The 24,955-nt window shown below is 68.6% G+C and carries 21 protein-coding genes; 9 read left to right on the top strand and 12 right to left on the bottom strand.

Annotated elements, in window-relative coordinates; translation table 11 throughout:
- Positions 1–286 precede the first annotated feature (286 nt).
- The 4 genes from MNO14_RS13510 to MNO14_RS13495 all read right to left on the bottom strand — a co-directional run bounded on the left by MNO14_RS13510 (position 287) and on the right by MNO14_RS13495 (position 2,997).
- Positions 287–1,051: an SDR family oxidoreductase gene (locus MNO14_RS13510; protein ID WP_241944227.1), complete on the bottom strand. Its 765-nt coding sequence runs from the start codon at positions 1,049–1,051 to the stop codon at positions 287–289.
- Between the two features lies 1 nt (position 1,052).
- On the bottom strand, positions 1,053–1,337 hold the full coding sequence (locus MNO14_RS13505; RefSeq protein ID WP_241944226.1) for a hypothetical protein: 285 nt from the start codon (positions 1,335–1,337) through the stop codon (positions 1,053–1,055).
- 105 nt (positions 1,338–1,442) lie between these two features.
- Positions 1,443–2,105: an energy-coupling factor ABC transporter permease gene (locus MNO14_RS13500; RefSeq protein ID WP_241944225.1), complete on the bottom strand. Its 663-nt coding sequence runs from the start codon at positions 2,103–2,105 to the stop codon at positions 1,443–1,445.
- A gap of 16 nt (positions 2,106–2,121) precedes the next feature.
- Complete coding sequence (locus tag MNO14_RS13495; RefSeq protein ID WP_241944224.1) at positions 2,122–2,997, bottom strand: tryptophan 2,3-dioxygenase family protein; 876 nt, start codon at positions 2,995–2,997, stop codon at positions 2,122–2,124.
- A gap of 132 nt (positions 2,998–3,129) precedes the next feature.
- On the opposite strand from MNO14_RS13495, the gene MNO14_RS13490 reads away from it, so the two are divergent.
- From MNO14_RS13490 to MNO14_RS13475, 4 genes are all read left to right on the top strand, one after another.
- Positions 3,130–6,684, top strand: coding sequence for a pre-peptidase C-terminal domain-containing protein (locus tag MNO14_RS13490; protein WP_241944223.1), 3,555 nt, complete (start codon positions 3,130–3,132; stop codon positions 6,682–6,684).
- 145 nt (positions 6,685–6,829) lie between these two features.
- Complete coding sequence (locus MNO14_RS13485; protein ID WP_241944222.1) at positions 6,830–8,410, top strand: AbgT family transporter; 1,581 nt, start codon at positions 6,830–6,832, stop codon at positions 8,408–8,410.
- 42 nt (positions 8,411–8,452) lie between these two features.
- On the top strand, positions 8,453–8,659 hold the full coding sequence (locus MNO14_RS13480) for a hypothetical protein (protein ID WP_241944221.1): 207 nt from the start codon (positions 8,453–8,455) through the stop codon (positions 8,657–8,659).
- A gap of 950 nt (positions 8,660–9,609) precedes the next feature.
- The gene (locus tag MNO14_RS13475; RefSeq protein WP_241944220.1) at positions 9,610–11,133 is read left to right on the top strand and encodes an oligopeptide:H+ symporter; all 1,524 of its coding nucleotides are present in this window, start codon (positions 9,610–9,612) and stop codon (positions 11,131–11,133) included.
- Between the two features lie 65 nt (positions 11,134–11,198).
- On the opposite strand, the gene MNO14_RS13470 is transcribed toward MNO14_RS13475, so the two are convergent.
- Positions 11,199–11,690: a MarR family winged helix-turn-helix transcriptional regulator gene (locus MNO14_RS13470; RefSeq protein WP_241944219.1), complete on the bottom strand. Its 492-nt coding sequence runs from the start codon at positions 11,688–11,690 to the stop codon at positions 11,199–11,201.
- Positions 11,691–11,769: 79 nt separating this feature from the next.
- Here MNO14_RS13470 and hppD point away from each other — a divergent pair, with 79 nt between their 5' ends.
- The 3 genes from hppD to MNO14_RS13455 all read left to right on the top strand — a co-directional run bounded on the left by hppD (position 11,770) and on the right by MNO14_RS13455 (position 15,123).
- On the top strand, positions 11,770–12,876 hold the full coding sequence (gene hppD, locus MNO14_RS13465; protein WP_241944218.1) for a 4-hydroxyphenylpyruvate dioxygenase: 1,107 nt from the start codon (positions 11,770–11,772) through the stop codon (positions 12,874–12,876).
- Between the two features lie 145 nt (positions 12,877–13,021).
- Complete coding sequence (hmgA, locus tag MNO14_RS13460; RefSeq protein WP_241946347.1) at positions 13,022–14,299, top strand: homogentisate 1,2-dioxygenase; 1,278 nt, start codon at positions 13,022–13,024, stop codon at positions 14,297–14,299.
- A gap of 161 nt (positions 14,300–14,460) precedes the next feature.
- A complete protein-coding gene (locus MNO14_RS13455; protein ID WP_241944217.1) occupies positions 14,461–15,123 on the top strand; it encodes a lectin in 663 nt (220 codons plus the stop codon).
- A 41-nt stretch (positions 15,124–15,164) separates the two neighbouring features.
- Here MNO14_RS13455 and MNO14_RS13450 read toward each other — a convergent pair whose 3' ends face one another.
- Genes MNO14_RS13450 through MNO14_RS13425 form a run of 6 tightly spaced genes read right to left on the bottom strand, consistent with a single transcriptional unit; the run spans position 15,165 to position 20,973 of the window.
- Positions 15,165–15,542, bottom strand: a complete 378-nt coding sequence (locus MNO14_RS13450; RefSeq protein WP_241944216.1) for a Na+/H+ antiporter subunit G — start codon at positions 15,540–15,542, stop codon at positions 15,165–15,167.
- Positions 15,539–15,823 carry a K+/H+ antiporter subunit F gene (locus MNO14_RS13445; RefSeq protein ID WP_183427699.1) on the bottom strand — a complete coding sequence of 95 codons (285 nt, stop codon included), beginning with the start codon at positions 15,821–15,823 and terminating at the stop codon, positions 15,539–15,541. Before MNO14_RS13445 ends, MNO14_RS13450 begins: the two co-directional genes overlap by 4 nt.
- Complete coding sequence (locus MNO14_RS13440) at positions 15,820–16,308, bottom strand: Na+/H+ antiporter subunit E (protein WP_241944215.1); 489 nt, start codon at positions 16,306–16,308, stop codon at positions 15,820–15,822. Before MNO14_RS13440 ends, MNO14_RS13445 begins: the two co-directional genes overlap by 4 nt.
- Positions 16,305–17,834: a monovalent cation/H+ antiporter subunit D gene (locus MNO14_RS13435; protein ID WP_241944214.1), complete on the bottom strand. Its 1,530-nt coding sequence runs from the start codon at positions 17,832–17,834 to the stop codon at positions 16,305–16,307. Before MNO14_RS13435 ends, MNO14_RS13440 begins: the two co-directional genes overlap by 4 nt.
- A complete protein-coding gene (locus MNO14_RS13430) occupies positions 17,831–18,196 on the bottom strand; it encodes a Na+/H+ antiporter subunit C (RefSeq protein WP_241944213.1) in 366 nt (121 codons plus the stop codon). The genes MNO14_RS13435 and MNO14_RS13430 overlap by 4 nt, the downstream gene beginning before the upstream one ends.
- Positions 18,196–20,973 (bottom strand): monovalent cation/H+ antiporter subunit A, encoded by a 2,778-nt coding sequence (locus tag MNO14_RS13425; protein ID WP_241944212.1) that lies wholly within the window; start codon positions 20,971–20,973, stop codon positions 18,196–18,198. Before MNO14_RS13425 ends, MNO14_RS13430 begins: the two co-directional genes overlap by 1 nt.
- A gap of 175 nt (positions 20,974–21,148) precedes the next feature.
- Between MNO14_RS13425 and MNO14_RS13420 the strand changes: the two genes are divergently transcribed.
- Entirely contained in the window at positions 21,149–22,009 is an 861-nt protein-coding gene (locus tag MNO14_RS13420) for an NAD-dependent epimerase/dehydratase family protein (protein WP_241944211.1), read from the top strand.
- A 7-nt stretch (positions 22,010–22,016) separates the two neighbouring features.
- Here MNO14_RS13420 and MNO14_RS13415 read toward each other — a convergent pair whose 3' ends face one another.
- Positions 22,017–22,511, bottom strand: a complete 495-nt coding sequence (locus tag MNO14_RS13415; RefSeq protein WP_241944210.1) for an Mpo1-like protein — start codon at positions 22,509–22,511, stop codon at positions 22,017–22,019.
- 215 nt (positions 22,512–22,726) lie between these two features.
- Here MNO14_RS13415 and MNO14_RS13410 point away from each other — a divergent pair, with 215 nt between their 5' ends.
- On the top strand, positions 22,727–24,733 hold the full coding sequence (locus tag MNO14_RS13410; protein WP_241944209.1) for a serine hydrolase domain-containing protein: 2,007 nt from the start codon (positions 22,727–22,729) through the stop codon (positions 24,731–24,733).
- The last annotated feature ends 222 nt before the right edge of the window (positions 24,734–24,955 follow it).

Here is a 24,955-nt window from a genome sequence, read left to right as displayed (position 1 = left end):
CTGGGGGCGCCCCCAGGTGGCAGTGCGGAGGCGGCCATGCCATGCCGCGCGCGTCGACCACCCAAGGGGCGACGCTCCTGAGGGGCGAGCGCCGCTGTCAGCCAGGGCGGGCGCCGGAGGGCGCGTCGTGCACAGGCGGAAGGGCTTGATCCGACGATATCGGCGCCTGCGGCCAGACGCCGGCGTGGTCCTCAATGTCGAGGTCGAGCAGGGGGGCAGGCGGGTGCGGCGCGGCATGCGGGCGCGCTTCGAAGGCGGCCGGGCGCCGGGCAGCGCCGTGGCGGCGTCATACGCCCAGCGACTGCCCGCCGTCGACCGCCAGCACTTGGCCGGTGATCCAGGCGGCCTGGTCGGAGCACAGGAACAGCGCCGCCGCGGCGACGTGTTCCGGGCGTCCGAAACCGCCGAATGGGATCGCGTCGCGCACCTGCGCGTACAGCGCCGGCTCCGATTCCGCACGCCGTGCCCACAGCCCGTCTTCGAAGAGGATCGAACCTGGCGCGAGCGCATTGACCCGGATGCGCTCGCGGGCGAGCTCGGCCGCCAGACTCAGGGTGTAGTGGTGCAGCGCGGCCTTGAGCGCCGAGTACGCGGCCGCGCGCGGCGTCGGGCGCAGCGCATTGATCGAGCCGACGTTGAGGATCGACGGCGCGGCGCTGCGGCGCAGGTGGGGCAGTGCGGCCCGGTTGCAGCGCACCGCCGCCATCAGGTCGACGTCGAAGCCGGCGTGCCAAGCGGTATCGCCCGTGGCGTGCGACAGCGCGGAGGCGTTGTTGACGACGATGTCGATCCCGCCCAGCGCATCGGCGCCGGCCGCGACCCAGGCCTCGATCTGCGCGGCGTCGGCGAGATCGCAGGCATGTCGGTGCACGCGTCCGCCGGAGCGGCCGATCGTGGCGACCGCGGCGTCGAGCGATGTCGCGCCGCGTGCGCAGATCGACACCGCGGCGCCGGCGCCGGCCAAGGCCTGCGCGATCGCGAGCCCGATGCCGCGGCTGCCACCGGCGACGAGCGCGCGGCGGCCGGCGAGCGGCGGTGTCCCTGCGTCCACGTCAGTGCGGCCGCGCGAGGTCGTCGCGCATCGCGTCGAGGACGCCCGCGGCCTCGCCACCGGTCCCGGCGCGGCGGGCGCCGAGACACGCGGCATCGGGGCCCGGCGCGCCTGTGCGCTGCAGGGCGATCGCCTTGCTGTCGAAGGCCCGCGCGAACAGCCTCTGCACCAACAGCAGCGGCCCTGAGGCGGGATTGGCGAAGACCTCGCGCAAAGGCGCGAGCGGCGTGCCGTCCCGGCCGAGGCCGTGCAGGTCTTCGATCTCGAACTTCGCGACGACGGTCATCAATGCCAACCGGTCAGGGACGATCGCGCCATGATACCGGTGCGGTGTTCAAGGCCGGTTGCGCATCGCGTCACGACCGCGGCTGCGTCACGACTGCGCGCGAGCTCACATCGGCGCCTGCGGCCAGAGGTAGGCGCGGTCGTCGAAGCTCGTGCACCAGTGCGGGCGGTAGACCACGATCAGGGCCATGACCGTGCCGGAGAAGAACGCCTCGGCGAACATCAGCAGCGGCGTCGCGGTCAGATAGGCCTCGACCGTCCGGCCGCCGAGCCAAGCGGTCACGGCGGCCTTGGTGAGCATCGCCGCCGCCATCGCCAGTGCGGCGGCCGCGAACGCGTTGAGCATCACGTAGACGACGATATTGCGCGGTGCCCAGCGCCGCGCCAAGCGCGAGGCCAGGGCCGTGACCGCGACCGGCAATGCGCCGGTGACCAGGAAGTCGGCGGCCCAGCCCTGCCACGCCGCGCCCAGCAGCACGCCGGTCAGGCTGACGGCCGCCATCACCCAGCAGGCGACGCCGGCGCCGAACAGCAAGGTCGCGATGGTCGCGCCCAGGAAGTGCAGCATCACGCCCTGCAGCGCGGCGGTGTTGAACCAGCGCATCGCTGCCAGCGCGAGGGTCGCGACCAGCAGCACGCGCAGCGTCTCGGACGAGGTCGCGCGGACATGCGCGCGCAGCGCGCCGACCTGCCGCAGCAGCACCGCGATCGCGGCGGCCCAGGCCACGGCCTGGAGCCAGAGCGGCAGCGCGTTGCCGGACGCGGACATCGGACCTGCCGGCGCCTCAGTCGGGCAGGGACGGCGTCGGCTGGCCGAGGTGGGTGCGGACCTCGAACAGCTCCGGGAAAAAGCTCAGTTCCAGCGCCTGGCGCAGAAAGCCCACGCCGCTCGAGCCGCCGGTGCCGCGCTTGAAGCCGATGATCCGCATCACCGTGCGCATGTGGCGGAAGCGCCACGACTGGAACTGGCTCTCCAGGTCGACCAGGTCCTCGCACAGCGAGTACTCGCGCCACCAGCGGTCGGTGTCCTCGTAGATCGTGCGCAGCACGGGCACCAGGTCCGCATCGAACACATGCGGCTGCGTCCAGTCGCGCGCCACGTGGGCCGAGGCGACCGGGTGGCCCCAGCGTGCGAGATAGCGCAGGAATTCGTCGTACAGGCCAGGCTGCTCCAGCACCGCGCGCAATCCGGCCTGGCCGTCGGGATCGTGCGCGAACACCTCGAGCATCGCGGCGTTCTTGTTGCCGAGCAGGAACTCGACCGTGCGGTACTGCAGCGACTGGAACCCGGACGAGGGGCCCAGCACATCGCGGAACTCCATGTACTCGGCCGGCGTCATCGTCTCGAGCACCGACCACTGCTCGGTCAGCTGCCGCAGCACCTGCTTGCAGCGCGCCAGTACCTTGCGACAGCGCCAGACCTCGTCGCGGCGCAGGTGCGCGATGGCCGCCGACAATTCATGGATCATCAGTTTCAGCCACAGCTCCGAGACCTGGTGCTGCACCACAAACAGCATCTCGTCGTGGTGCGGCGGCTCGGACAGCGGCTGCTGGGCGGCGAGCAGCAGGTCCAGGCGCAGGTAGCCGGCATAGGTCAGGCGCCCGGACAGGTCGCGGTGGATGCCGTCCTCGAGCGGACGCTGGTTGCGGTCGATGGTCATCGGCACAGCGTAGCGCAGGACGCGCCGCCGGCCCTGACGGTGGCCATGCCGCACAGCGTCATGCAACCGACACCCAGGCAGTCCACCATCGGGGTGGGGCGCCTTCGCCCGGGGATGTCAGGGAACCGACGCATGAACGAGACCGTCCGCCGGCTGCTGTCGGCGCTGTTGCTGTCGTGCGCCGCCACCGGCGCGCAGGCCCAGGTGGTGATCAGCCAGGTCTACGGCGGAGGCGGCAACGCCGGTGCCCCGTATCAGGCCGACTATGTCGAGCTGTTCAACGCCGGCGCACAGCCCGCTTCGCTCGCCGGCAAATCGGTGCAGTACGCGAGCGCGACCGGCAACGGCCACTTCGGCGCTGGTGCCAACCAGATCGTGGTGCTGCCGGGCGTCGACCTCCCTGCCGGGGGCTACTTCCTGGTCGCACTGGCGGGCGGCGCGAACGGCGACCAGCTGCCGGCGCCCGATGCGAGCGGCACGATCAACATGTCGGGCAGCGCGGGCAAGGTGGTGCTGGCCGACATCGCGACCGGGCTGGGCTGCAACGGCGGCAGCACGCCCTGCACACCCGCGCAGCAGGCGCTGATCCTCGACCTTGTCGGCTTCGGTGGCGCCAATTTCTTCGAGGGCACGGGGCCGGCCCCGACGCTGGGCAATGCGCTGGCCGCCGTGCGTGCCGGCGGTGGCTGCACCGACAGCGACGACAACGCCGCCGACTTCTCGGCCGCCGTGCCGGCGCCGCGCAACGCGGCCTCGGTGCCCAACATCTGCGGCGGGGGTGGTGCGCTGTACCTGAGCATCGGCGATACCCGCGGCGCCGAGGGCGACAGCGGCACGACGCCGTTCTTCTTCACCGTCAGCCTCAACCAGCCGGCGGGCCCGGACGGGGTGGACTTCGCGTACGCAACCGCCGATGGCAGCGCGACCGTGGCCGACCAGGATTACATCGCCAAGTCCGGGACCGGTCGCTTCGCGCCGGGCCAGCGCGAGCTGACGATCCACGTCGACGTGGTCGGCGATCAGACCGTCGAGCCCGATGAGGATTTCCACGTGGACCTGGCCGACGTCGAGGGTGCGCTCGTCGCTAAAGCGCGCGGCACCGGGCTGATCGTCAACGACGACGTGCTGACGCTGCCGATCCACCGCATCCAGGGCGCAGGCGCACGCTCGCCGGTCGAGAACCAGCCCGTTGCCACCACCGGCATCGTCACCGGCCGCAAGAACAACGGCTTCTTCATCCAGACGCCCGATGGCGAGGACGATGGCGATCCGATGACCTCCGAAGGCGTGTTCGTGTTCACCGGCAGCGTGCCGCCCGCCGATGCCGCCGTCGGCAACAAAGTGCTGGTGCAGGGCACCGTCATCGAGTACGTGCCGGCCGCCGACCCGCACCAGCTGCCGTTGACCGAGATCACCGACGCCTCGGTCGTCGCGTTGTCCAGCGGCCACGCGCTGCCGGCGCCGGTCGTGCTGACCGTCGACCTGCCACGCGCCGACGGCGGTCTCGACCAGCTCGAGCCGCTGGAGGGGATGCGCGTGACCGCGCCGAGCTTCACCGTCGTGGCGCCGACCGGCGGCAACGTCGACGAGCGCGCCGCGACTGCGACCGGCAACGGCCGGTTCGCGGTCGTGGTGACCGGCACTCCGCGCCCGTTCCGCGAGCCGGGTATCCAGGTACCCGATCCCGATCCCTTGGGCAGCAGTGCGCCGGCGATCCCGCGCTGGGATTTCAATCCCGAGACGATCGTGGTCAACAGCGCCACGATCGGTGCGCCGACAGCCGATCTCGCCGCGGGCTGCCGCATCGTCGGCGGCTCGCTGACCGGCCCGCTCGACTACACGTTCCGCCGCTACACGATCTACCCCGAGGGCGCGCTCGAGACCGACTGCAGCGGTGCCGGGCAGGTGCGTCCGGCGGCGCTGCCAGGCCCCGACCATGTGAGCCTGGCGACCTACAACCTGCAGCGCTTCTTCGACACCACCAACGACGGTAACAGCGGCCCGACGCTGACCGCCGCGGCGCTGGAGCGACGGCTGGCCAAGGCGTCGATCGGTATCCGCGCCTTTCTGCACGCGCCCGATGTCGTCGGCGTGACCGAGGTCGAGAATCTCGGCGTGCTGCAGCAGCTGGCCGCGCGGATCAATGCCGATGCGGTGGCCGCGGGCCGGCCCGATCCAGGCTACGTCGCCTATCTGCAGGAAGGCTTCGACGTCGGCGGCATCGATGTCGGGTTTCTGGTGCGGACCGGCGCTGTCGCGCCGGGCATCGCCCGGATCGAGGTACGCGCGGTCGTGCAGCAAGGCGCCGACGCGGTGCTGGTCAATCCGAACGGCTCGACCAGTGTGCTCAACGACCGGCCGCCGCTGGTGCTTGATGCGGTCGCGCATTTCGCCGACGGCCGCCGCTTCCCGTTCACCGCGATCGTCGTCCACCAGCGCTCGCTCAACGGCATCGAGGCCGACGACGGCGGCAGCAACGGCTGGATCAGCGGCGGCGCCCGCGTGCGCGCCAAGCGCCAGCGGCAGGCCGAGTTCCTGGCCACGCTGATCGACGACATGCAGCGGGCCGATGCCGGCCGGCACATCGTCGTGCTGGGCGACTTCAATGCCTTCGAGTTCAACGACGGCTACGTCGATGCGATGGGCACAACGACCGGTCTGCCATCGCCGGATGCGCAGACCGCGGTCGACGGCGACGGCGCGGTACTGGTGGCGCCGTCGCTGTTGAACATGACGCTGGAGGCGGCCGACGCGGCGCGCTACTCCTTCGTCTTCGACTACCAGGCGCAGTCGCTCGACCACGTGCTGGTGAACCAGGCCGTCGTCGATTCGCCGCTGGTCGCCGGGCTCGACATCAGCCATGCGCGCATCAACGCCGATTTCCCCGAGGTCGCGCGCAACGATGCGACCACGCCGACCCGGTTGTCCGACCATGACCCCACAGTGCTGCTGCTGCGGCTGCAGCCGGCGACGCTGGCCGACCTGGGCATCGAGGCCGAGGCGGCGAATGCCGAGGTCGTCGAGGGCGCACCGCTTGCGTTCTCGGCGGTGGTGCGCAACGCCGGGCCCGATGCCGCGCAGTTCCCCGGCGTCGGTGCGGTCATCGACGCCGAACTCGCGGACCTGGTGGTCACCGCACCGGCGGGTTGGGATTGCGAGGCGCCGGTCGTCGGCGGCGGCACGACGACGCTGTCATGCAACCACGAGACGCTGACGGCTGCCGGCGAAGCGGCGTTCGCGCTGTCGGCGACCGCGCCGGCCTCGGCGGTCGGCCGGACGCTGGTGCTGACGGTCGCCGCGACCTCGCAGACCCACGATCCGGACGAGGGCGACAACAGCGCCAGCGCATCGACCGAGGTGCTCGCCGATCCGGCGCTGCCGTTGACCGATGGCGTGCCGGTCCAGGGCGTGTCGGGCGCGGCGGGCACGTCGCAGCTCTTCCGCATCGATGTGCCCGAAGGCGCGCGCACGCTGCGGGTGCTGACTTCGGGCGGCAGCGGCGATGTGTCGCTGTACGCGTCACATGACGCGATGCCGACGCCGGAGGATTTCGACGTGCAGTCGCGCCGTCCGGGCAACAACGAACTGATCCAGGTGGCCGCGCCTGCCGCGGGGCGCTGGTACCTGCGCGTGGTCGGCGAACGCGCATTCGAGCGGGTCAGCGTGCGCGCCAGCATCGTGCGCTGATCTCGCAGCGCAGTCCGCGCGTTCGGCCGATGCGACGGCCGGGCGCCGCGGAAAGGACGGCGGCAGATGCGGGCCGCCTGCCGGCGTGAGGCTGCAACGTGCTGCTAGGATGCGCGATCGCACGCTTTGCAGGGGACTCCATCGCATGAGCCAGCCTACGTCCGACACCGGCGCACCGCGCGGCATTGTCGCCCGTCTTCTCGACGCGATCGAACGCACCGGCAACCGGCTGCCGGATCCTGCGATGTTGTTCCTACTGTTGATGCTCGCGGTGTGGGCGCTGTCCTGGGCGCTGTCGGGCGTGGATTTCGCCGCGATCGATCCACGCAGCGGCACGCCGATCCAGATCGTCAACCAGCTCTCGGGTGAGTCGCTGACCGCGTTCATGGCCAACATGGTGCGGGTATTCCTGGGCTTCGCGCCGCTGGGCGTGGTGCTGGTCGCGATGCTGGGGCTGGGCGTGGCCGAACATACTGGCTTCATCAATGCTGCATTGCGCAGCGTGCTGTCGGTGACGCCGAAGATGCTGCTGACGCCGGCACTGGTCGCGGTCGCGGTGCTGAGCCACGTCGCGGTCGATGCCGGCTACGTGCTGGTGATCCCGCTGGGTGGGGTGATCTTCTACGCCGCCGGGCGCCACCCGCTCGCCGGAATCGCTGCCGCATTCTGCGGCGTGTCGGGGGGATTCTCGGCCACGCTGCTGGTGCCCTCGTCGCTGGACCCGTTGCTGGCCGGTTTCACCCAGGAGGCCGGACGCATTCTGGACCCGGCGCTGACGATCAACCCGCTCAACAACTGGATCTTCACCACCGCCTCGAGCCTGCTGATCATCGCGATCGGCTGGTTCGTCACCGACCGCATCGTCGAGCCGAGGCTGGCGCGCACGGTCGTCGACGGCGACCCGGCCAACCTGCCGAAGATGGACCCGCTGCGCGCGGCCGAGAAGCGTGGCCTGACCTGGGCCGTGGTCGCGATGCTCGTCGCGTCCCTGCTGTTCGCGCTGACGCTGATGCCCGAGACCTCGCCGTGGCGCGCGCCGGCAGACGCCGTGCCCGAGGGCAGCCATCCGCTGCTGGTCGCGGCTGCGCCGGTGATGCAGTCGATCGTCGCGCTGATCTTCGTGCTGTTCCTGCTGCCGGGCGTGGTCTACGGCGCCGTCGCCGGCACGGTCCGTTCGCACCGCGATGTCATCGCGGCGATGACCAAGTCGATGAGCGGCATGGGGTACTACATCGTCATCGCGTTCTTCATCGCGCAGTTCCTGGCCGCGTTCAACGGCTCGGGCCTGGGCACGCTGATGGCGGTGGAGGGCGCGGACTTCCTCAAGGCGCTGGGGCTGCCGATGTGGCTGACCATCATCGGCCTGATCCTGATGACCGGCGTGGTCAACCTGTTCATCGGTTCGGCTTCGGCCAAGTGGGCGCTGCTGGCACCGATCATGGTGCCGCTGATGATGCAGCTGGGCGTGTCGCCGGACCTGACCCAGGCGGCGTACCGGGTCGGCGATTCGATGACGACGATTCTGACCCCGCTGATGCCGTACTTCCCGCTGATCGTGGTGTTCTGCCAGCGCTACGTGACCGCGGCCGGCATCGGCACGCTGGTGTCGATCATGATTCCGTACTCGATCGCGCTGTCGGTGCTGTGGACATCGTTCCTGCTGGCGTTCTGGGCGCTGGGTATCCCGCTGGGGCTGGGCGCGAGCTACGACTATCCCGCTGGCTGAACAGGGGCGGGGCTACCCGGCCTCCATGTCAACGGTACGCTGATGACCGGGGAGACCATCGCCCACCTCGCGGGCCTCGAGGTGGCCTACGCCGCATTCCGGCGTCTGCCCGCGCGCGCGCGCCCGACCCGTGACGGCATGACCGCCGATCAGCGCTTCTTCCAGGCCTGGCGCACCGCCTACGTGAGCCGTTCATGCGCACCATGCTGCAGTCCGATGCCCACGCGCCCGGCCGGGAACGCGCGCTGACCGTGAGGAACATGGATGCGTGGTACGCGGCGTTTCATCCGGCGCCCACCGATCGGCTCGCCCTGCCAGGGAACCGGCGTATCCGGTTCTGGTAACTGCATGCGCTCTGGCTGCAAGGCGCCACTGACGAGTGCGGCCAAACCGTGACGCTGATCGATTTCCGGGCATGGGGGCAGTGCTAGAACGCAAGCGGGAATGGTTCCCGAAAAGGAGATTTCAGGATGAAGTGCACAACGAGTTTCGTCGCGGTATTCACCGTCGCCTCTGCTGCAGCGGCATGTCTCCCCACTGATGCCAAAGCATCCTGCATGGCGTTCTGTCGTGCCGAATACCAGAGTTGTCTGCAGAGCAGCACCAGCCCAGCGCAATGCGCGGCCGAAGAATCGGCATGTTTCGACTCCTGTCGCGGCGGCACGCCAAACGTCAAGCATTCCTTGACGGAGAATGTGGTGGGTGCCAACGGCCTGCCGGCATTCAGAAGTCCACCCAAAGACGTGCTTAATCTCCTTTCCAACCACAAGCCAACATCCAATAGCTGAGCTGACGAGTGCGCTTGCGCCCAAGCGCGTATGACTCGCTCAGGGCCTCGCCCAAGGCGATGAGACGGACACAGCGGGATGCGTCTCGATTCGTCCCACTCCGCCACGACATCCCGCTGCCACCGGAACCGCGCATTGCGCCGACGCGGAATCCGTGGTTCGGGGACTGACACGCCGCGCATCTCGTGTGGCGGGTCAGCAGGGACGCAAGTCCTCGACCGGGTGAACGTGGTCAACGTCGCCGGGCGCGAGCGACATCGATCCCGCTGGCTGAACAGGGGGCGCGGCGCGCAAGGGAAAGGACGGGCGTTGACGCCACGTTGACGCCCGGGCTCCGGGCTGGGATTCTCGCCGCTCCCCGGCGGTCGCGATCGGCCGGGTCGTCCCAGCTTCCCTTATGCAAGGATCTCCATGAGCGCCGACGTCGTCGAGCCCAAAGTCGCGGCTGTACCGCCGCCGCCCGCCAATCCGCCCGAGTTCCCCCAGCTACTCGGCCATCCACGCCCGCTGTGGATGCTCTTCATGTCGGAGTTCTGGGAGCGCTTCGCGTTCTACGGCATCCGCTGGGCGATGGTGCTGTACATCGTCGCGCAGTTCCACGGCGGCGATGCAGCCGGCGAGCGGCCGGCGAGCGAGATGTACGGCGCGTACCTGGCGCTGGTGTATGCGGGCGCGATCTTCGGCGGCTACGTCGCCGACAAGCTGATCGGCTTCCAGCGTTCGATCCTGCTGGGCGCGATGTTCATGGCGCTGGGCCTGTTCATGCTGGCTTCGCCGAACGAGCCGCTGTTCAAGCTGGGCCTGGCGACGATCATCGTCGGCAACGGCATGTTCAAGCCGATCATCTCGACCATGGTCGGCAAGCTGTACATGCAGGGCGACGCGCGCCGCGATGCCGGGTTCACGATCTTCTACATGGGCATCAACATCGGCGCGATGATCGCCCCGGTGGTCACCGGCTGGCTGGCGCGCAAGGTGTTCGGCACCGACACCGACCCGCATTACCAGTGGGTGTTCATCGCCGCCGGCATCGGCATGGTGATCAGCCTGGTGTGGTTCTGGGCCGGCCGCAGCCAGCTCAAGGGCATCGGGCTGCCGGCACCGGGCCAGCAAGGCCTCGCACGCGTGGGTCTGGTGGCCGTACTCGGCGCCGCCATCGGGATCCCGCTGTTCTATTTCCTGCTCACCATCGATGCGAGCGCACTGCAGGCGATCCTGATGGCGCTGTTCGTGGTGCCGGCGGTGATGCTGCTGGTCGAGGGCATCCGCGAGGGCAAGATGGCGCGCGACAAGGTGATCGCGATGCTAATCATCTTCGTGTTCAACGTGCTGTTCTGGATGTTCTTCGAGCAGGCCGGCAGCTCGTTCACCTTCCTCGCCGACCGCATCGTCGACCGTGAATTCGGCAGCTGGACCTTCCCGCTGGAGTGGTTCCAGTCGGTGAACTCGATCGCCATCATCACCTTCGCACCGCTCATGGCCTGGATGTGGGTCAAGATGGGCCGGGCCAATCCGTCGATCCCGCGCAAGTTCGGTCTGGGCCTGATTTTCAACGGCCTGGCGTTCCTGCTGTTGATGATCGCGCTCAACAGCATGGTCGATGGCAACGGCAAGATCCCGTTCTGGACGCTGTTCGCGGTGTATATGATCCAGTCGATCGGCGAGCTGTGCCTGTCGCCGATCGGTCTGTCGATGACGACCAAGCTCGCGCCCACGCGCGTGGCCGGCATGGCGATGGGTTGCTGGTTCCTGTCGATCGCGATCGGCAACAACCTGGCGGGCATCTTCGCCGGTCAGGTCAGTGGCGAAAGCGGCATGACCGCCGCCTCGGCGCAGGCCGGTTACACGTTCGGCTTCTGGGCGCTGGCCGGCGCCGGTGTGCTGCTGTTCGTGATCGCGCCGCTGGTCAACCGCTTGATGCACGGCGTGAAGTAAGCCGGTCGAATCGGATCGGACAACGGCGGCCTTCGGGCCGCCGTTGTCGTCTGTGCAGCCGGAGATCAGCCGGCCAGCGACGCTTCGAGCTTGTCCATCAGCCGGAGCAGTGTCGCGCGCTCGTCGGCATCGAGCGGGGCCATCACCCGCTGTTGGTAGTCCAGCGCCAGCGGGGCCACGACGTCGTAGACCGCTTCGCCGGCAGGGCTGAGCGCGAGCACCGAGCGTCGGCGGTCGCTGTCGTGCATGCCGCGCAGCAGCAACGCGCGCTCCAGCAGCCGGGCGACTGCGCGGCTGACGGCGACCTTATCCATCGCGGTGCGTTCGGCCACTTCGTTCGCCGACAGCCCGCGGTCGCGGCCGAGCACCGCGATGACCCGCCACTCGGTCACGCCGATCCCGAACCGCTCGGAATAGATGTCCGCCAGTCCCCGGCTGATGTGATTGGTCAGCACACTGAGCCGATAGGGCAGGAACGTCTCCAGGTCGAGCGTGGCGTGTTCAGGAGCCTGGGGGACCTGCCCGTCTTCAGCGACAGGGGATACCGACTGCGTCATGGTGCGGTGCGCCTTGCAAGTGGTTGCAGTTGAAACTATAAACGGGCATCCAAGCCCTCGTCACGCCACGGAGTATCCCATGAGCGCCCCCGCACACACCGGCCCCAATCTGGGCATGAACGTCACCACGTTCGAGAATCCGATGGGCATCGACGGCTTCGAATTCGTCGAGTTCGCAGCGCCGGCAGGCCAGGCCGATGCCATGCATGCGTACTTCCGCAACATGGGCTTTTCGGCGGTGCTCCGGCACAAGTCGCGGCCGATCACCGTGTACCGCCAGGGCGGGGTGAACTTCCTGCTCAACGCCGACCCCGACTCGTTCGCCGCCGATTTCGCCAAGGCTCACGGTCCCTCGGCCTGCGGGTTCGCGATCCGGTTCAAGCGGCCGGCCGACGAGGTCTACGGACGTGTGTTGGAGAACGGCGGCGAGGCGATCGGCGCGCGCGAATCCACCAAGGCGGTCGATGCGCCGGTGGTCAAGGGCATCGGTGACTGCATGCTCTATCTGGTTGATCGCTACGGCGATGCGGGTTCGATCTACGGCGACGACTACGTGCCGGTCGAGGGCGCCGACCAGAACCCGGTCGGGTTCGGCCTGACCTTCATCGACCATCTCACGCACAACCTCTACTTCGGCAACATGCAGAAGTGGTCGGATTACTACGAGAAGCTGTTCAACTTCCGCGAGATCCGTTACTTCGACATCAAGGGCAGCAAGACCGGCCTGGTGTCCAAGGCGATGACCGCGCCTGATGGCATCGTGCGCATTCCGCTCAACGAGTCCAGTGACCCCAAGTCGCAGATCAACGAGTACCTCGATGCCTACAAGGGCGAGGGTATCCAGCACATCGCCTGCTTCACCGACGACATCTACAGCTCGATCGAGAAGATGCGCGAGCATGGCATCACCTTCCTCGATACGCCCGAGACCTATTTCGACGTGATCGACCAGCGCATTCCCAACCATGGCGAGGACGTGCCGCGGTTGCGCCGGAACAAGATCCTGATCGATGCCGATCCGGAGACCAAGCAGCGCAAGCTGCTGCAGATCTTCACCGAGAATGCGTTCGGCCCGATCTTCTTCGAGATCATCCAGCGCAAGGGCAACGAGGGCTTCGGCGAGGGCAACTTCCAGGCGCTGTTCGAAAGCATCGAGCGCGACCAGATGAAGCGCGGCGTGCTGTGACATGGCGCCCGGCGTGCGGCGCGCGTGACGACCGTGTGGCGGCGATGGCAACGATCCTCGAGGTGACGCGATGAACGCAACGATCGACGACACAATCATCCCGATGCCGCAGGCCGCGGCGCAGGCGCGCCCGGTGCTCGAGTACATGTCCGGATTCGGCAACGAGTTCGCGACCCAGGCCGAGCCGGGCACGTTGCCGGTCGGCCAAAATTCGCCGCAGCGCGTCGCGCACGGGCTCTACGCAGAGCAACTGTCGGGCACCGCGTTCACCGCGCCGCGCGGCGAGAACCGCCGTAGTTGGCTGTATCGCATCCGCCCGGCGGTGCTGCACGGGCGCTTCGTGCCGTTTGCGCAGCCGCGCTTCCACGACGGGTTCGATCGCGGCCCGGTGACGCCCGAGCAACTGCGCTGGAGCCCGATCCCATTGCCCGAGACGCCGGTCGATTTCGTCGATGGCCTGTTCTCGATGGGCGGCAGTGGCGGCGCCGGGGCCTACGACGGCGTGGGCATCCACGTCTACGCGGCCAATACGTCGATGGCCGACCGCTTCTTCTACAGTGCCGACGGCGAGTTGTTGCTGGTGCCGCAGCTGGGGCGCCTGGTCGTGGCGACCGAGCTCGGCACGCTGGAAGTCGAGCCGCAGGAAATCGCGGTGATTCCGCGCGGCATCCGCTTTCGCGTCGAACTGCCCGACGGGGCGAGCCGCGGCTACGTGTGCGAGAACCAGGGGCGCGCGCTGCGGCTGCCCGACCTCGGCCCGATCGGCGCCAACGGCCTGGCCAATCCGCGCGACTTCCTGACCCCGGTCGCGCGCTACGAAGACATCGAAGGTGACTTCTCGCTGATCGCAAAGTTCCAGGGGCATCTGTGGCAGGCGCCGATCGGGCATTCGCCGCTCGACGTCGTCGGCTGGCATGGCAACTACGCGCCGTACAAGTACGACCTGCGCCGGTTCAACACGATCGGCTCGATCAGCTTCGACCACCCGGACCCGAGCATCTTCACCGTGCTCACCTCGCCCAGCGACACCCCCGGCACGGCCAATCTCGACTTCGCGATCTTCCCGCCGCGTTGGCTGGTGGCCCAGCATACGTTCCGGCCGCCGTGGTTCCATCGCAACGTCGCCAGCGAGTTCATGGGACTGGTGCACGGCCAGTACGACGCCAAGGCCGATGGCTTCTCGCCCGGTGCCTGTTCGCTGCACAACTGCATGAGCGGTCACGGGCCGGATGCGGCCACGTTCGACAAGGCCAGCGCCGCCGACCTCTCCAAACCCGACGTGATCGCCGAGACGATGGCCTTCATGTTCGAGACCCGTGGGGTCCTGCGGCCGACGATGCAGGCGCTCGAGGCCCCGCATCGGCAGGCGGACTACCAGACCGTCTGGGCGGGCCTGGAGCGCCGGTTCGTCCCGCCGCGTTAGCGCAGGACAGCCTGCCTGCAACAGCGGTCGATGCAGGGCGGCAAGCGCGGCGGCACCGCTCGGTCGCGCCGGTGTGCGTCGGCCGCGGTTGGTCGCCCAGTTCGCAGCTTATTCACATGGGCTCGCCGACGCTGGTGCGGTCATTGTCCGTGGAGTTGCCCATGAAGCAGACCCTGCCTGCCGTCGCCTTGCTTGCGCTCGCATTGTCGGCCTGCGGCGACCGCTCGTCCGCGCCGACCTCGGGCGCCGACGCCGATGGCCGCACGCCGCAGGTCGCCGACCCCGCGCCCGCGGGCTCGCCGCCGATGCCGGCCGACGGCACCGACACGCCGCCGGCCCCCGCGCAGGCGCCGGGCACGAACATCCCGCAGGTGGTCGATGGCGTGATCACATTCGACGGCTTCGGACCGGCTGCCTTCGGCAGCACTGAAGAGGAGGTGCGCATGTCCTGGGGCAACGACCTCGGCGACGCGGCGCCCTCGGAGCCGGGCGGCTGTTACATCCTCAAGCCACAGCCGATCGGCACCACCGACTACCGGCTCGGTTTCATGATGGAGGGCGATCGCTTCGTCCGGATCGACGTCCGCAACGAGGGCTACACCGCGCCGGGCGGTGGCAAGGTCGGCATGGACCGGGCCGAGATCGAGCGTCTCTACGGCGGGCGCGTCGAAGCCTCGCCGCACAAGTACGTGGCGGGTGCGCAAACGCTGCGTGTCGCCGAAGGCGACAAGGCTCTGGTGTTCGAGACCGATGCGGCCGGCAAGGTCACCGAATGGCGCATCGGCGTGCCGCCGCAGATCGACTACGTCGAAGGCTGCGGCTGACGGCGCGTCGTCTCACGCCCGAAAGGCGCGGCTGGCCTGGGTCAGTCGCGCTCGGGCGGGGCCGGATCGTCGTCGTCGACCACGCGCTGGCTCGCATCGGGCGTACGCTTGGGGTGCGGAGGCCGGTTGTCCATCAGCGACAGCGCGGCGCGCGACATCAAGTGCGCGCTGATCGGAGCGGTCAGGAACAGAAACACGGTGATCAGCAGTTCGCGCGGATGCACGCCGCTCTCGTTGACCGAGTGGTAGAGGATCGAGGCGAACAGAATGCAGCCCACGCCCAGCGTGCTGGCCTTGGCCGGGCCGTGGACACGCTGGAAGAAGTCGCGCAGCTTGAGCAGCGCGATCGCGCCGAGCAAGGTGAAGAAGCACCCCACCAGCAGCAACAGCGCGATGACGAGGTCGAGGACGATGTTCATTCGACGACGTCCCGGCGGATCACGTACTTGCTCAGCACCACGGTACCGACGAAGCCGAGCATCGCGATGATCAGTGCCGCCTCGAAGTAGATCTCGGTGTCCATCAGCATGCCGAACAGAATGAGCTGGGCGATCGAGCTGACGTAGAGCGTGTCGAGCGCGAGGATGCGGTCGGGCGCAGTGGGACCGCGCAGCAATCGCCACGTCGACAACAGCATGGCGATGCCGACCAGGTGCATCCCGGCAATGATGGCCAGTTCGATCAGGGGATTGCCGTTCATGGGAAGATCTCCCGCAGCGGGGCCTCGTAGCGATCCTTGATCTCGGCGACCAGCGCGTCGGGATCGTCGGTACTCAGGCAGTGGATCAACAGAAACCGGCGGTCTTCCGACAGTTCCGCGGACACGGTTCCGGGCGTCAGCGTGATCAGGCTTGTCAGCGCGGAGATGCCGTGGATGTTGGTGAGATCCAGCGGCAACCAGACAAACTGGGAGTTGAGCTTGTCGCGGGGGCCGAGCACCTGCCGGGCGACGGTCATGTTGGCGACTACAATGTCCCATAGCACGCGCGCGCCGAGCGCCCAGACGCCGCGCAGCCGGCCCAGTTGGGCGAACTCGCGTTCCATCCGCGAGGCCAGCAGCGGCATCAGCCAGGCCAGCAGCAGTGCCATGACGATGTTGGCCGGGCTGAAGTCCTCGGCCATCAACAGCCAGAACGCGAAGACCGTCAGGCTCTGCGGGATCGACGGCAGCAGACGGCGCTTCATCGTGAGGGCTCCCGGATCAACGGCGTGGTCCCGCCGACGCGCTCGACCGTCGCGCCGGTATCGAGCAGTTGTGCGGCGGTCGCGTCGGTGTAACGCAGCAGCGGCCCGGCGAAGATCGTCATCGCTACACCGTAGCCGAGCAGCAGCATGGTCGCGGCGATCTCCGAGCGGCGCAGCGGCATCGGCGCTGTGCCCTCGGGAACCGGATCGACGCGCCAGAACAGCCGCGTGCCGCTGCGCGACAGGCCGATGATCGCCATCAGGCTGCTGACCAGGATCGCGGCCCAGACCCAGCCGATAACCGACTCGGGAACCGAGTTGAGTAGTTGCAGCTTGCCGATGAAGCCTGACAGCGGCGGCAGGCCGGTGACCGAGATCGCCGCGATCAGGAACAGCAGCGCCGGCACCGTCTTGCCAGGCATCGAGGCGATCGGCATCAGGTAATCACCGGTGCTGCCGCGGTGGCGCTGGATGATGTCGGCCAGCAGGAACAGCGCCGCGGTCACGAACACGCTGTGGGGCAGGTAATACAGCCCGGCGGAGATCGCGCCACGGTTGGCGAGCGCGAACGCGACGAACAGCATGCCCGCCGACAACAGCACCAGATACGCCACGCCGATGCGCAGTCGCGGCGCGCCGACCACGCCGAGAGCGGCCAGCACCATCGTCGCTGCGCCGGCCGGCAGCAGCCACGGCCAGGCGAGGTCGGCCAGCAGGCCGGCGTCGGCGCCGAACACCAGGGTGAAAACACGCAGGATCGCGTAGAGGCCGACCTTGGTCATGATGGTGAACAGTGCCGCCACCGCTGCCGGTGCCCGTGCGTAGGCTTCCGGCAGCCACAGGTACAACGGCAACAGCGCGGCTTTGGCGCAGAACACCAACAGCAGCAAGCCGGCACCGGCCCGAACCAGCGGCGCGGTCTCGGGCGGCACCTGCGCCACACGCACCGCCAGCTCGGCCATGTTCAATGTGCCCAGCAGGCCGTAGAGCAGTCCGAGCGCGAGCAAAAACACCGTCGATGCCGCGATGTTGAACACCACGTAGTGCATGCCGGCCTTGATCCGCGCGCCGCGCGCGCCGCTCAGCAGCAGACCGTAGGAGGCGATCAGCATCACCTCGAAGAACACGAACAGGTTGAACAGGTCGCCGGTCAGGAACGAGCCGTTGAGGCCCGCGAGCTGGACCTGGAACAAGGCATGGAAGTGCAGTGCGCGCTTGTCCCAGCCGGCGCAGGCATAGAGCAGGCACGGGATCGCGAGCAGCGTGGTGGTCATCACCATCATCGCCGAGAGGCGATCGACCATCAGCGCGATGCCCAGCCGAGCAGGCCAGTCGCCGAGCAGATAGACCAGCATCTCCTCGCGCTGGACCTGCAGCAGCAACGCGACGCTGACCGCCAGCAGCACCGCCATGCCCATCCACGCCCACAGCCGCAGCGTCGAGGCGCGATGCCGGCGCTCCAACAGCAGCAGCAAGGCGCCGGTGATCAGCGGTACCAGGATCGGCGCGATCGCGATGTGGTTCATCGCCCGCCCCCGCGCTGCTCATCGTCGGGTTCTTCGCCGTCAACATGGTCGGTGCGCAGGTCCGAATGCTCGCGCATCGCGATGACCACGGTCACCGCGGTCATTGCGAAGGCGATCACGATGGCGGTCAGCACCAGCGCTTGCGGCAGCGGATCGGTGTAGCTGGCCAGCGTTTCTGGAATGCCGTCGCCCAGGATCGGGGGCTTGCCGACCACGATGCGGCCTGACGAGAAGATCAGCAGGTTGGTGGCATACGAGAGCAATGTCAGTCCGAGGATGACGTCGAAGGTGCGTGCGCGCAGCAGCAGGTACACACCCGAGGCGGCAAGCACGCCGATGGCGCTGGCGATCGCGAATTCCATCAGGGCGCCTCCTCGCTGGCCTGGCGCTGCTTGACCGTGCCCATCGTGGAGAGCATCAGCAGCGTGCCGGCGAACACCACTACGTAGACGCCGGTGTCGAAGACGAGGGCGCTGGCCAGCGGCAGCAGGCCCACGACGGGCAGGTTCAGGTCGATGTGGCCGCTGGTCAGGAACGGAAGGCCGAACCACCACGAGCCGACGCCGCCGATGACGGCCAGCAGCAGGCCGATGCCGATGCCGCGCAGGTAGTCGAAGCCGAACGTCGCCTCGACCGCGCGCGCGCCCTGCAGGACATACTTCACCAGCACCGGCACCGCGAACACCAGGCCGGCGATGAAGCCGCCGCCCGGGGCGTTGTGCCCTCGCAGGAACAGGTAGATCGAGACCGTGAGCGCCAGCGGGAACAGCAACTGAGTGAGGTCGGCCGCGATCGGCAGTTGCACAGGCGGGCCGGGCATCACTTCGTCGGGCTGCAGCCGCGCCCAGCGCAGCAGCGCGTGCACCACCAGCGCCGCGGTGCCGAACACGGTGATCTCGCCGAAGGTGTCGAAGCCGCGGAAGTCGACCAGGATCACGTTGACAACGTTGCGTCCGTAGGCCTCGGGCAGCGAGCGCACCAGCAGTTCGCCGGAGATCGTGTCCACTGGCGCCATCATCATCGCGTAGGCCAGCGTTGCCAGTCCGCCGCCGGCGATCAGCGAGATCGCGACGTCGCGGACCTTGCGCAGCGGCGTACGCGCGACCTTCGACTGCTTGGGCAGGTAATTGAGCGCCATCATCATCAGCGCGATGGTGACCATCTCCACCAGCAGCTGGGTCAGTGCCAGATCCGGCGCCGACAGGTAGACGAACATCAGGCTCACGGTCAGGCCGACACCACCGATCACGATCAGCGCGGTCAGCCGCTTGCCGTGCACGATGACCGTGCCGATCGATGCGGCCACCAGCAGCGTCCACAGGATCCAGCCGATCGCCGGCATGGTCTGCGAGCGCGGTGCGGCGGCCAGGATCGCGCCGATCTCGCCGATGAGCGGCCAGCCGGCGAGCAGCAACGCGACCAGCAGCAGGCCCAGCAAGCTGCGCTGCAGGCGGCCGTTGGCCACGCGTGCGGTGAAGGCGCGCGCCAGCGAGAACAGGCGTTCGATGTTGACGTGGAACACGTGCCGGCCAATCGACCGGGTGACCACCGCGTGGAAGTCGAGCAACCGGCGCAGGCCGAAGTACAGCGTCACGCCCAGCACCAGGCTGGCCACGCTCATCAGCAGCGGCAGGTTCACCCCGTGCCAGACCGCGAGACTGAACGCGGGCGCGGCATCGCCGAGCGTGCCGGCGACCATCGTGCGCAGCAGCGGCTGCACCGTCAACGCGGGCGCGATGCCGATCACCAGGCACAAGACCGCGAGCACACCGACCGGGATGCGCATCCAGCGCGGCGGCTCGTGTGGTACCACATCCAGTGCGCGCGGCCCGTTGCCGAAGAACGTGTCGTGCACGAAGCGCAGGCTGTAGGCGATGCCGAACACGCCTGCCAGCAGCGCGGCGACGCTGATGACCAGCCGCACCGTGCCGTGCCCGCCGATCTCCAGCGCCTCGGCGAAGAACATCTCCTTGGACAGGAAGCCATTGAGCAGCGGAATACCCGCCATCGCCAGCGAGGCGATGATCGCCAGGGCGCTGGTCATCGGCATCAGGCGCCGGAGGTTGCCGAGCCGGCGCATGTCGCGGGTCCCGGCCTCGTGGTCGATGATGCCCGCCGCCATGAACAGCGAGGCCTTGAACATGGCGTGGTTGAGGATGTGGAACAGGCCGGCGACCACGGCCATGTCGGTCGACAGGCCGAACAGCAGCGTGATCAGGCCCAGGTGCGAGATCGTCGAGTAGGCCAGCAGCCCCTTAATATCGTGCTGGAAGATCGCGAACCAGGCGCCGACCAGCAATGTCGTCGCACCGACACCGGTGACGACATAGAAGAACAGGTCGGTGCCCGCCAGCGCCGGGTGCAGCCGCGCGAGCAGGAACACGCCCGCTTTGACCATCGTCGCCGAGTGCAGATAGGCCGAGACCGGCGTGGGCGCAGCCATCGCCTGCGGCAGCCAGAAATGGAATGGGAACTGCGCACTCTTGGTGAACACGCCCAGCAGCACCAGGGCCAGCGCCGCGGGGTAGAGGTGGCTGGCGCGGATCGTGTCGCCGGCCGCGAGCACCGCATCGAGGTCGTAGCTGCCGACGATACGCCCGATCAGCAGCACGCCGCCCAGCAGCGCAAGACCGCCCATGCCGGTGATCGTCAGGGCCATGCGCGCGCCCTGGCGGGCGTCCTGGCGATGCGACCAGAACCCGATGAGCAGGAACGAGCTGATCGAGGTCAGTTCCCAGAACACCGCCAGCAGCAGCAGGTTGCCGGCCAGGACCATGCCCAGCATCGCGCCCATGAACAGCAGCAAATAGGTGAAGAACCGGCGCGAGCTGTCCTTCGGCGACAGGTAGTAGGCGCCGTAGAGCACCACCAGCCCGCCGATGCCCAGCACCATCAATGCGAAGGTCCAAGCCAGGCCATCCATGCGCAGGCTGAAATCGAGCCCGGCCTCGGGAATCCATTCGTAGCCGGTGCGAAGGATCGTGCCGTCGAACACGTCGCCGGCCGCTGCCGCCAATACCGCCAGTCCCAGCAACGGCACAAGGCCGGCGAGCCAGGCGGTAGTGCGACGCGACGCGTGCGCCGAGAGGGCGACGACGAGCGCCAGCACGAAGGGCAGGGCCAACAACAGTTCGAGCATCGGACTCCTTGTGGAGGCGGTCGGCCAGAGAGCCGGCGAGCGCGCAAGGGCCGATCAGTCTAACCGAAGCGCGCGAACAGTTCGTGGATTTTGCCGGCTATGCTGTGAGGATGTCAGCATGCTCCGTGCCGTTCGCGTCTTCCTGGTGCCGGCTGCCCGTCCTGGGCGGGCGGACATGAACAGGCATGCACTGGTGTTGGGCGGCAGTGGCGCGATCGGCCGCGCGCTGGTGGCGCGCCTGCTCGCCGCCGGCTGGTCGATCGACGCGGTCTCACGCGAGGCCCGTCCGCCGCAGCCGGGTCTGCGCTGGCACCGGGGCGGCTTCCAGGCGATGCCGGCGTTGACCGGCCGCTTCGATGCTGTCTTCAGTTGCGGACCGCTGGACCACTTCTCGATCTGGTACGCGGCCACAGGGCCCGAGAGCCCGCGCGTGGTGGCATTCGGATCGACCAGCGACGCGACCAAACAGGCCGCGGCCGACCCCGACGAACGCGCGCTGGCCGCACGTCTGCGCGAGGCGGGGGCGCGTCTGTTCGCGGCCACCGGCGATCGTGGCGCGGCGGCGACGTTGTTGCGGCCGACGCTGATCTACGGGCCCGGCAGCGCGCACAACCTGGCGCGCGTGGTCGCGCTTGCGCGCCGTCGTGGCCTGTTCGTGCTGCCCACCGATGCGCGTGGCCTGCGTCAGCCGGTGCACGCCGACGACCTCGCGGCCGCGGCGCTGGCCGCGGTCGATGCGCCGGCTGCCGCCGGCCAGGCCTACGCGTTGCCCGGCGGCGAGACGCTGCGCTACCGCGACATGGTCGCGCGCACGCTGGCGGTGCTGACGCCGCGGCCGCGGCTGCTCGTGCTGCCTGCGCCGTTGTTCGGGCTGGCGTTGCGGCTGGCACATCGCGCCGGCCAGTTGCAGGGATTGCCGGTCGGGGCGGTGGCGCGGATGCGCGAGGATCTGGTGTTCGACCCCGCCCCGGCGCGGGCCGCGTTTGGCTACGCGCCGCGGCCGTTCCTGCCTGACGCGTCGATGTTCCCGGACTGAGCAGTCCTCAGTACCGCCAGCCGAGTCGCCGATACAACTTGGCCAACACCCACGCCGGCCCGATCAGCAGATAGCGCAGGTCGGTCAGGAAGCTCGGCTTGCGGGCTTCGAACAACCGGCTGTGGCCGATGAACTGGGCGATCCATGCCACCACGAACACGGCCGCGCCCAGCGCCAGCAGCCCTGGCGTGCCGAGTGTGCGATGCAACCAGGCTGTGGCCGCGGCCATCGCGATGAAGAGGGTGAGCATGCCCAGGCCCAGTGGGCGCGACGCGCGCTGGTAGAACAGCCAGGCGCCGAACATCGCCAGTGCGGCCCAGGCGCCGTGCCGGAAGAACGGGCCCGGCGGCAGGCACCACAGCAGGGCCACCACACTCCACAGGATCGCCGGGACGGCGACGACATGGATCCGCTGGTTGGCTGCGTTGCGATGATCGGCCGAGTAATGCGCGAACCAGCGCTCGATCGGGCGCACGCTCTCGCCGTCGTGTGTCGTGTCCATGCGGGCTCCCGGGTGCTGTGGTGCGTGCCCATCTTCGCAGACTGCAGCGCCTCCGATGCCGGTCCTCCGGGTCGATCTGCTGCGTACGCCATTTTCTTGTGAATGGGTGTGTGCGTCAGAAGCGAAAATATTCTCCGATCAGGCTTGACTTGTCCGATTCGGGGCGAGACAGTCATCGGGTTGATCCCTGCGTCCGTCCCGTCGAGGTGCTTCCGATGCCCAGTTCGTTGCGTGTGCGATCGTTGCTGGCCTGTTTGCTGCTGTGCACCTCCACGTTCGCCCAGACGGGGCCCGCGCCCGCGGCCCCGGCGGCCGCCGAGCTGCCGGCGACTGTCGAAACACCCCCGGCCGCCGACGGGGCCCATGTCCTGACCGGAACCGACGTGACGGCCTGGCTCGACGGCTTCATGCCCTATGCGCTGGCGCGCGGCAACATCGCCGGGGGTGTGGTCACCGTGGTCAAGGATGGCGAGATCATCGCCAAGCGCGGTTACGGCTACGCCGATGTCGCCAAGCGCCAGCCCGTGGATCCTGATGCCACGCTGTTCCGCCCGGGCTCGGTCTCCAAATTGCTGACCTGGACGGCAGTAATGCAACAGGTCGAGGCCGGGCGCCTGGATCTGGATGCCGACATCAACAACTACCTCGATTTCCGGGTGCCGGCACGCGGCATGCCGATCACGCTGCGCCATCTGATGACCCACACCTCCGGGCTGGAGGAGCGGGTCAAGAATCTGATGACCACCGAGGCGCAGGCGCGCGCCGGCAAGACCGAGCTCGACGACTACCTCAAGTCCTGGGTGCCCGGGCAGATCTTCGAGCCCGGCACGGTGCCGGCGTACTCGAACTACGCGACCAGCCTGGCGGGCTACATCGTCTCGCGGGTCAGTGGCGAGTCGTTCGACGATTACATCGAGCGGCATGTCCTGCAGCCGTTGCGGATGACCCGCTCGAGCTTCCGCCAACCACTGCCTGCCGAGCTGGCCGGGCTGATGTCGCGCGGCTACAAGTTGGCCTCGGACGAGCCCGGCGGTTACGAAGTCGTGCCGTCGTCGCCGGCCGGCGCCCTGGCGGCCACCGGCAGCGACATGGCGCGCTTCATGATCGCGCACCTGGAGACCGCGGCCGGCCGCGACTCCCCGCTGCTCAAGGCCGCGACCGCGGCGCAGATGTACACGCCGCAGACCCGCTTCGTCCCGCCGCTGCGGACCATGGCGCTGGGCTTTTACGAAATCGACATCAATGGACAGCGGGTGATCGGTCACGGCGGCGACACGATCTTCTTCCATTCGTATCTGTATCTGTTCCGCGATCAGGGCGTCGGTGTCTTCGTGTCGGTCAACAGCACCGGTGCCGACGGCGCGACCGGCGCGATCCGCAGCGAACTGCTCGAAGGCTTCGCCGACCGTTACTTCCCCTCGCAGCCGCCGCAGACGGCCCAGGTCGACATCGAGACGGCGAAGGCGCAGGCCCGTCTGCTCGCCGCGGGCCATTACTTGAATTCGCGCCGCAGCGAATCGGGCTTCATGCGTCTGATGCAGCTCCAACAAGTGCAGCTCGTGGACTACGGCGACGGTTCGGTCGGGTTCCCGGTGTTCCCCGGCACCGACGGTCAGCCGAACCGCTTCTATCCGCTGGCACCGTTCGTCTGGCGCACGCTGGATGGCAAGCAGCGGCTGGCCGCGGTGGTCGAGGCGGGCGAGGTCACCGCATTCTCTGTCGATGCGATCTCGCCGTTCATGCTGTTCCAGCGCGTCGAGGGCTATCGCTCGGCCGCGTGGCTGGTGCCGGTACTGGGCGTGTCGTTCGCGGTGCTGTTGCTCAGTGCATTGGCCTGGCCGGTGAGCGCCCTGGTGCGGCGCCGCTATCGCCTCGCGCTGCCGTGGCCGCCGCGCACCGTGCGCGCGTACCGGGCCAGCCGCGCCGCGAGCTGGCTGGTGCTGCTGAGCTGGGCGGGCTGGATCGGCTTGATCGCCTGGTTCATGGCCGACTACTTCCGGATCAACGACGGCCTGAACGGTTGGATCCTGGCGCTGAGCGCGCTGTCGGCCATCGCGATCGCCGCCGGGCTCGCCACGTCGGCATGGAACCTGCGCGAGACCTGGCGCGGTGGACGCGGTTGGCCGGCGCGGCTGTGGGCCGTCTTGCTGCTGGTGGCGATGCTCGCGATCAGCTATACCGCCGTGATCAGCGGCCTGGTGGCCTTCGTCACCGACTTCTGAGCCAAAGGCGGGGCCGGCGTGCGCGTCGGTCCCGTCGGGTCGGTCGCGTCGCGTCGGCCCGATGGCATGACGGTGTGCGTCGGCCAAGGCTGGAGGCGGGCACGGCCCCCTGATCGCGTTCCTCATCGGGCGCCGCGCCAGTCATGCAGCGCGCGCCGATGCACCTTCAGTCGACGGCGATGCCCGCCAACCGCTGAAGGGCCTCGGCATCGCAATGAACTT

Origin of the sequence: Luteimonas sp. S4-F44 (assembly GCF_022637415.1) — a bacterium.
Lineage (GTDB): Bacteria > Pseudomonadota > Gammaproteobacteria > Xanthomonadales > Xanthomonadaceae > Luteimonas.
This window is presented reverse-complemented; position numbering and strand designations above follow the sequence as displayed.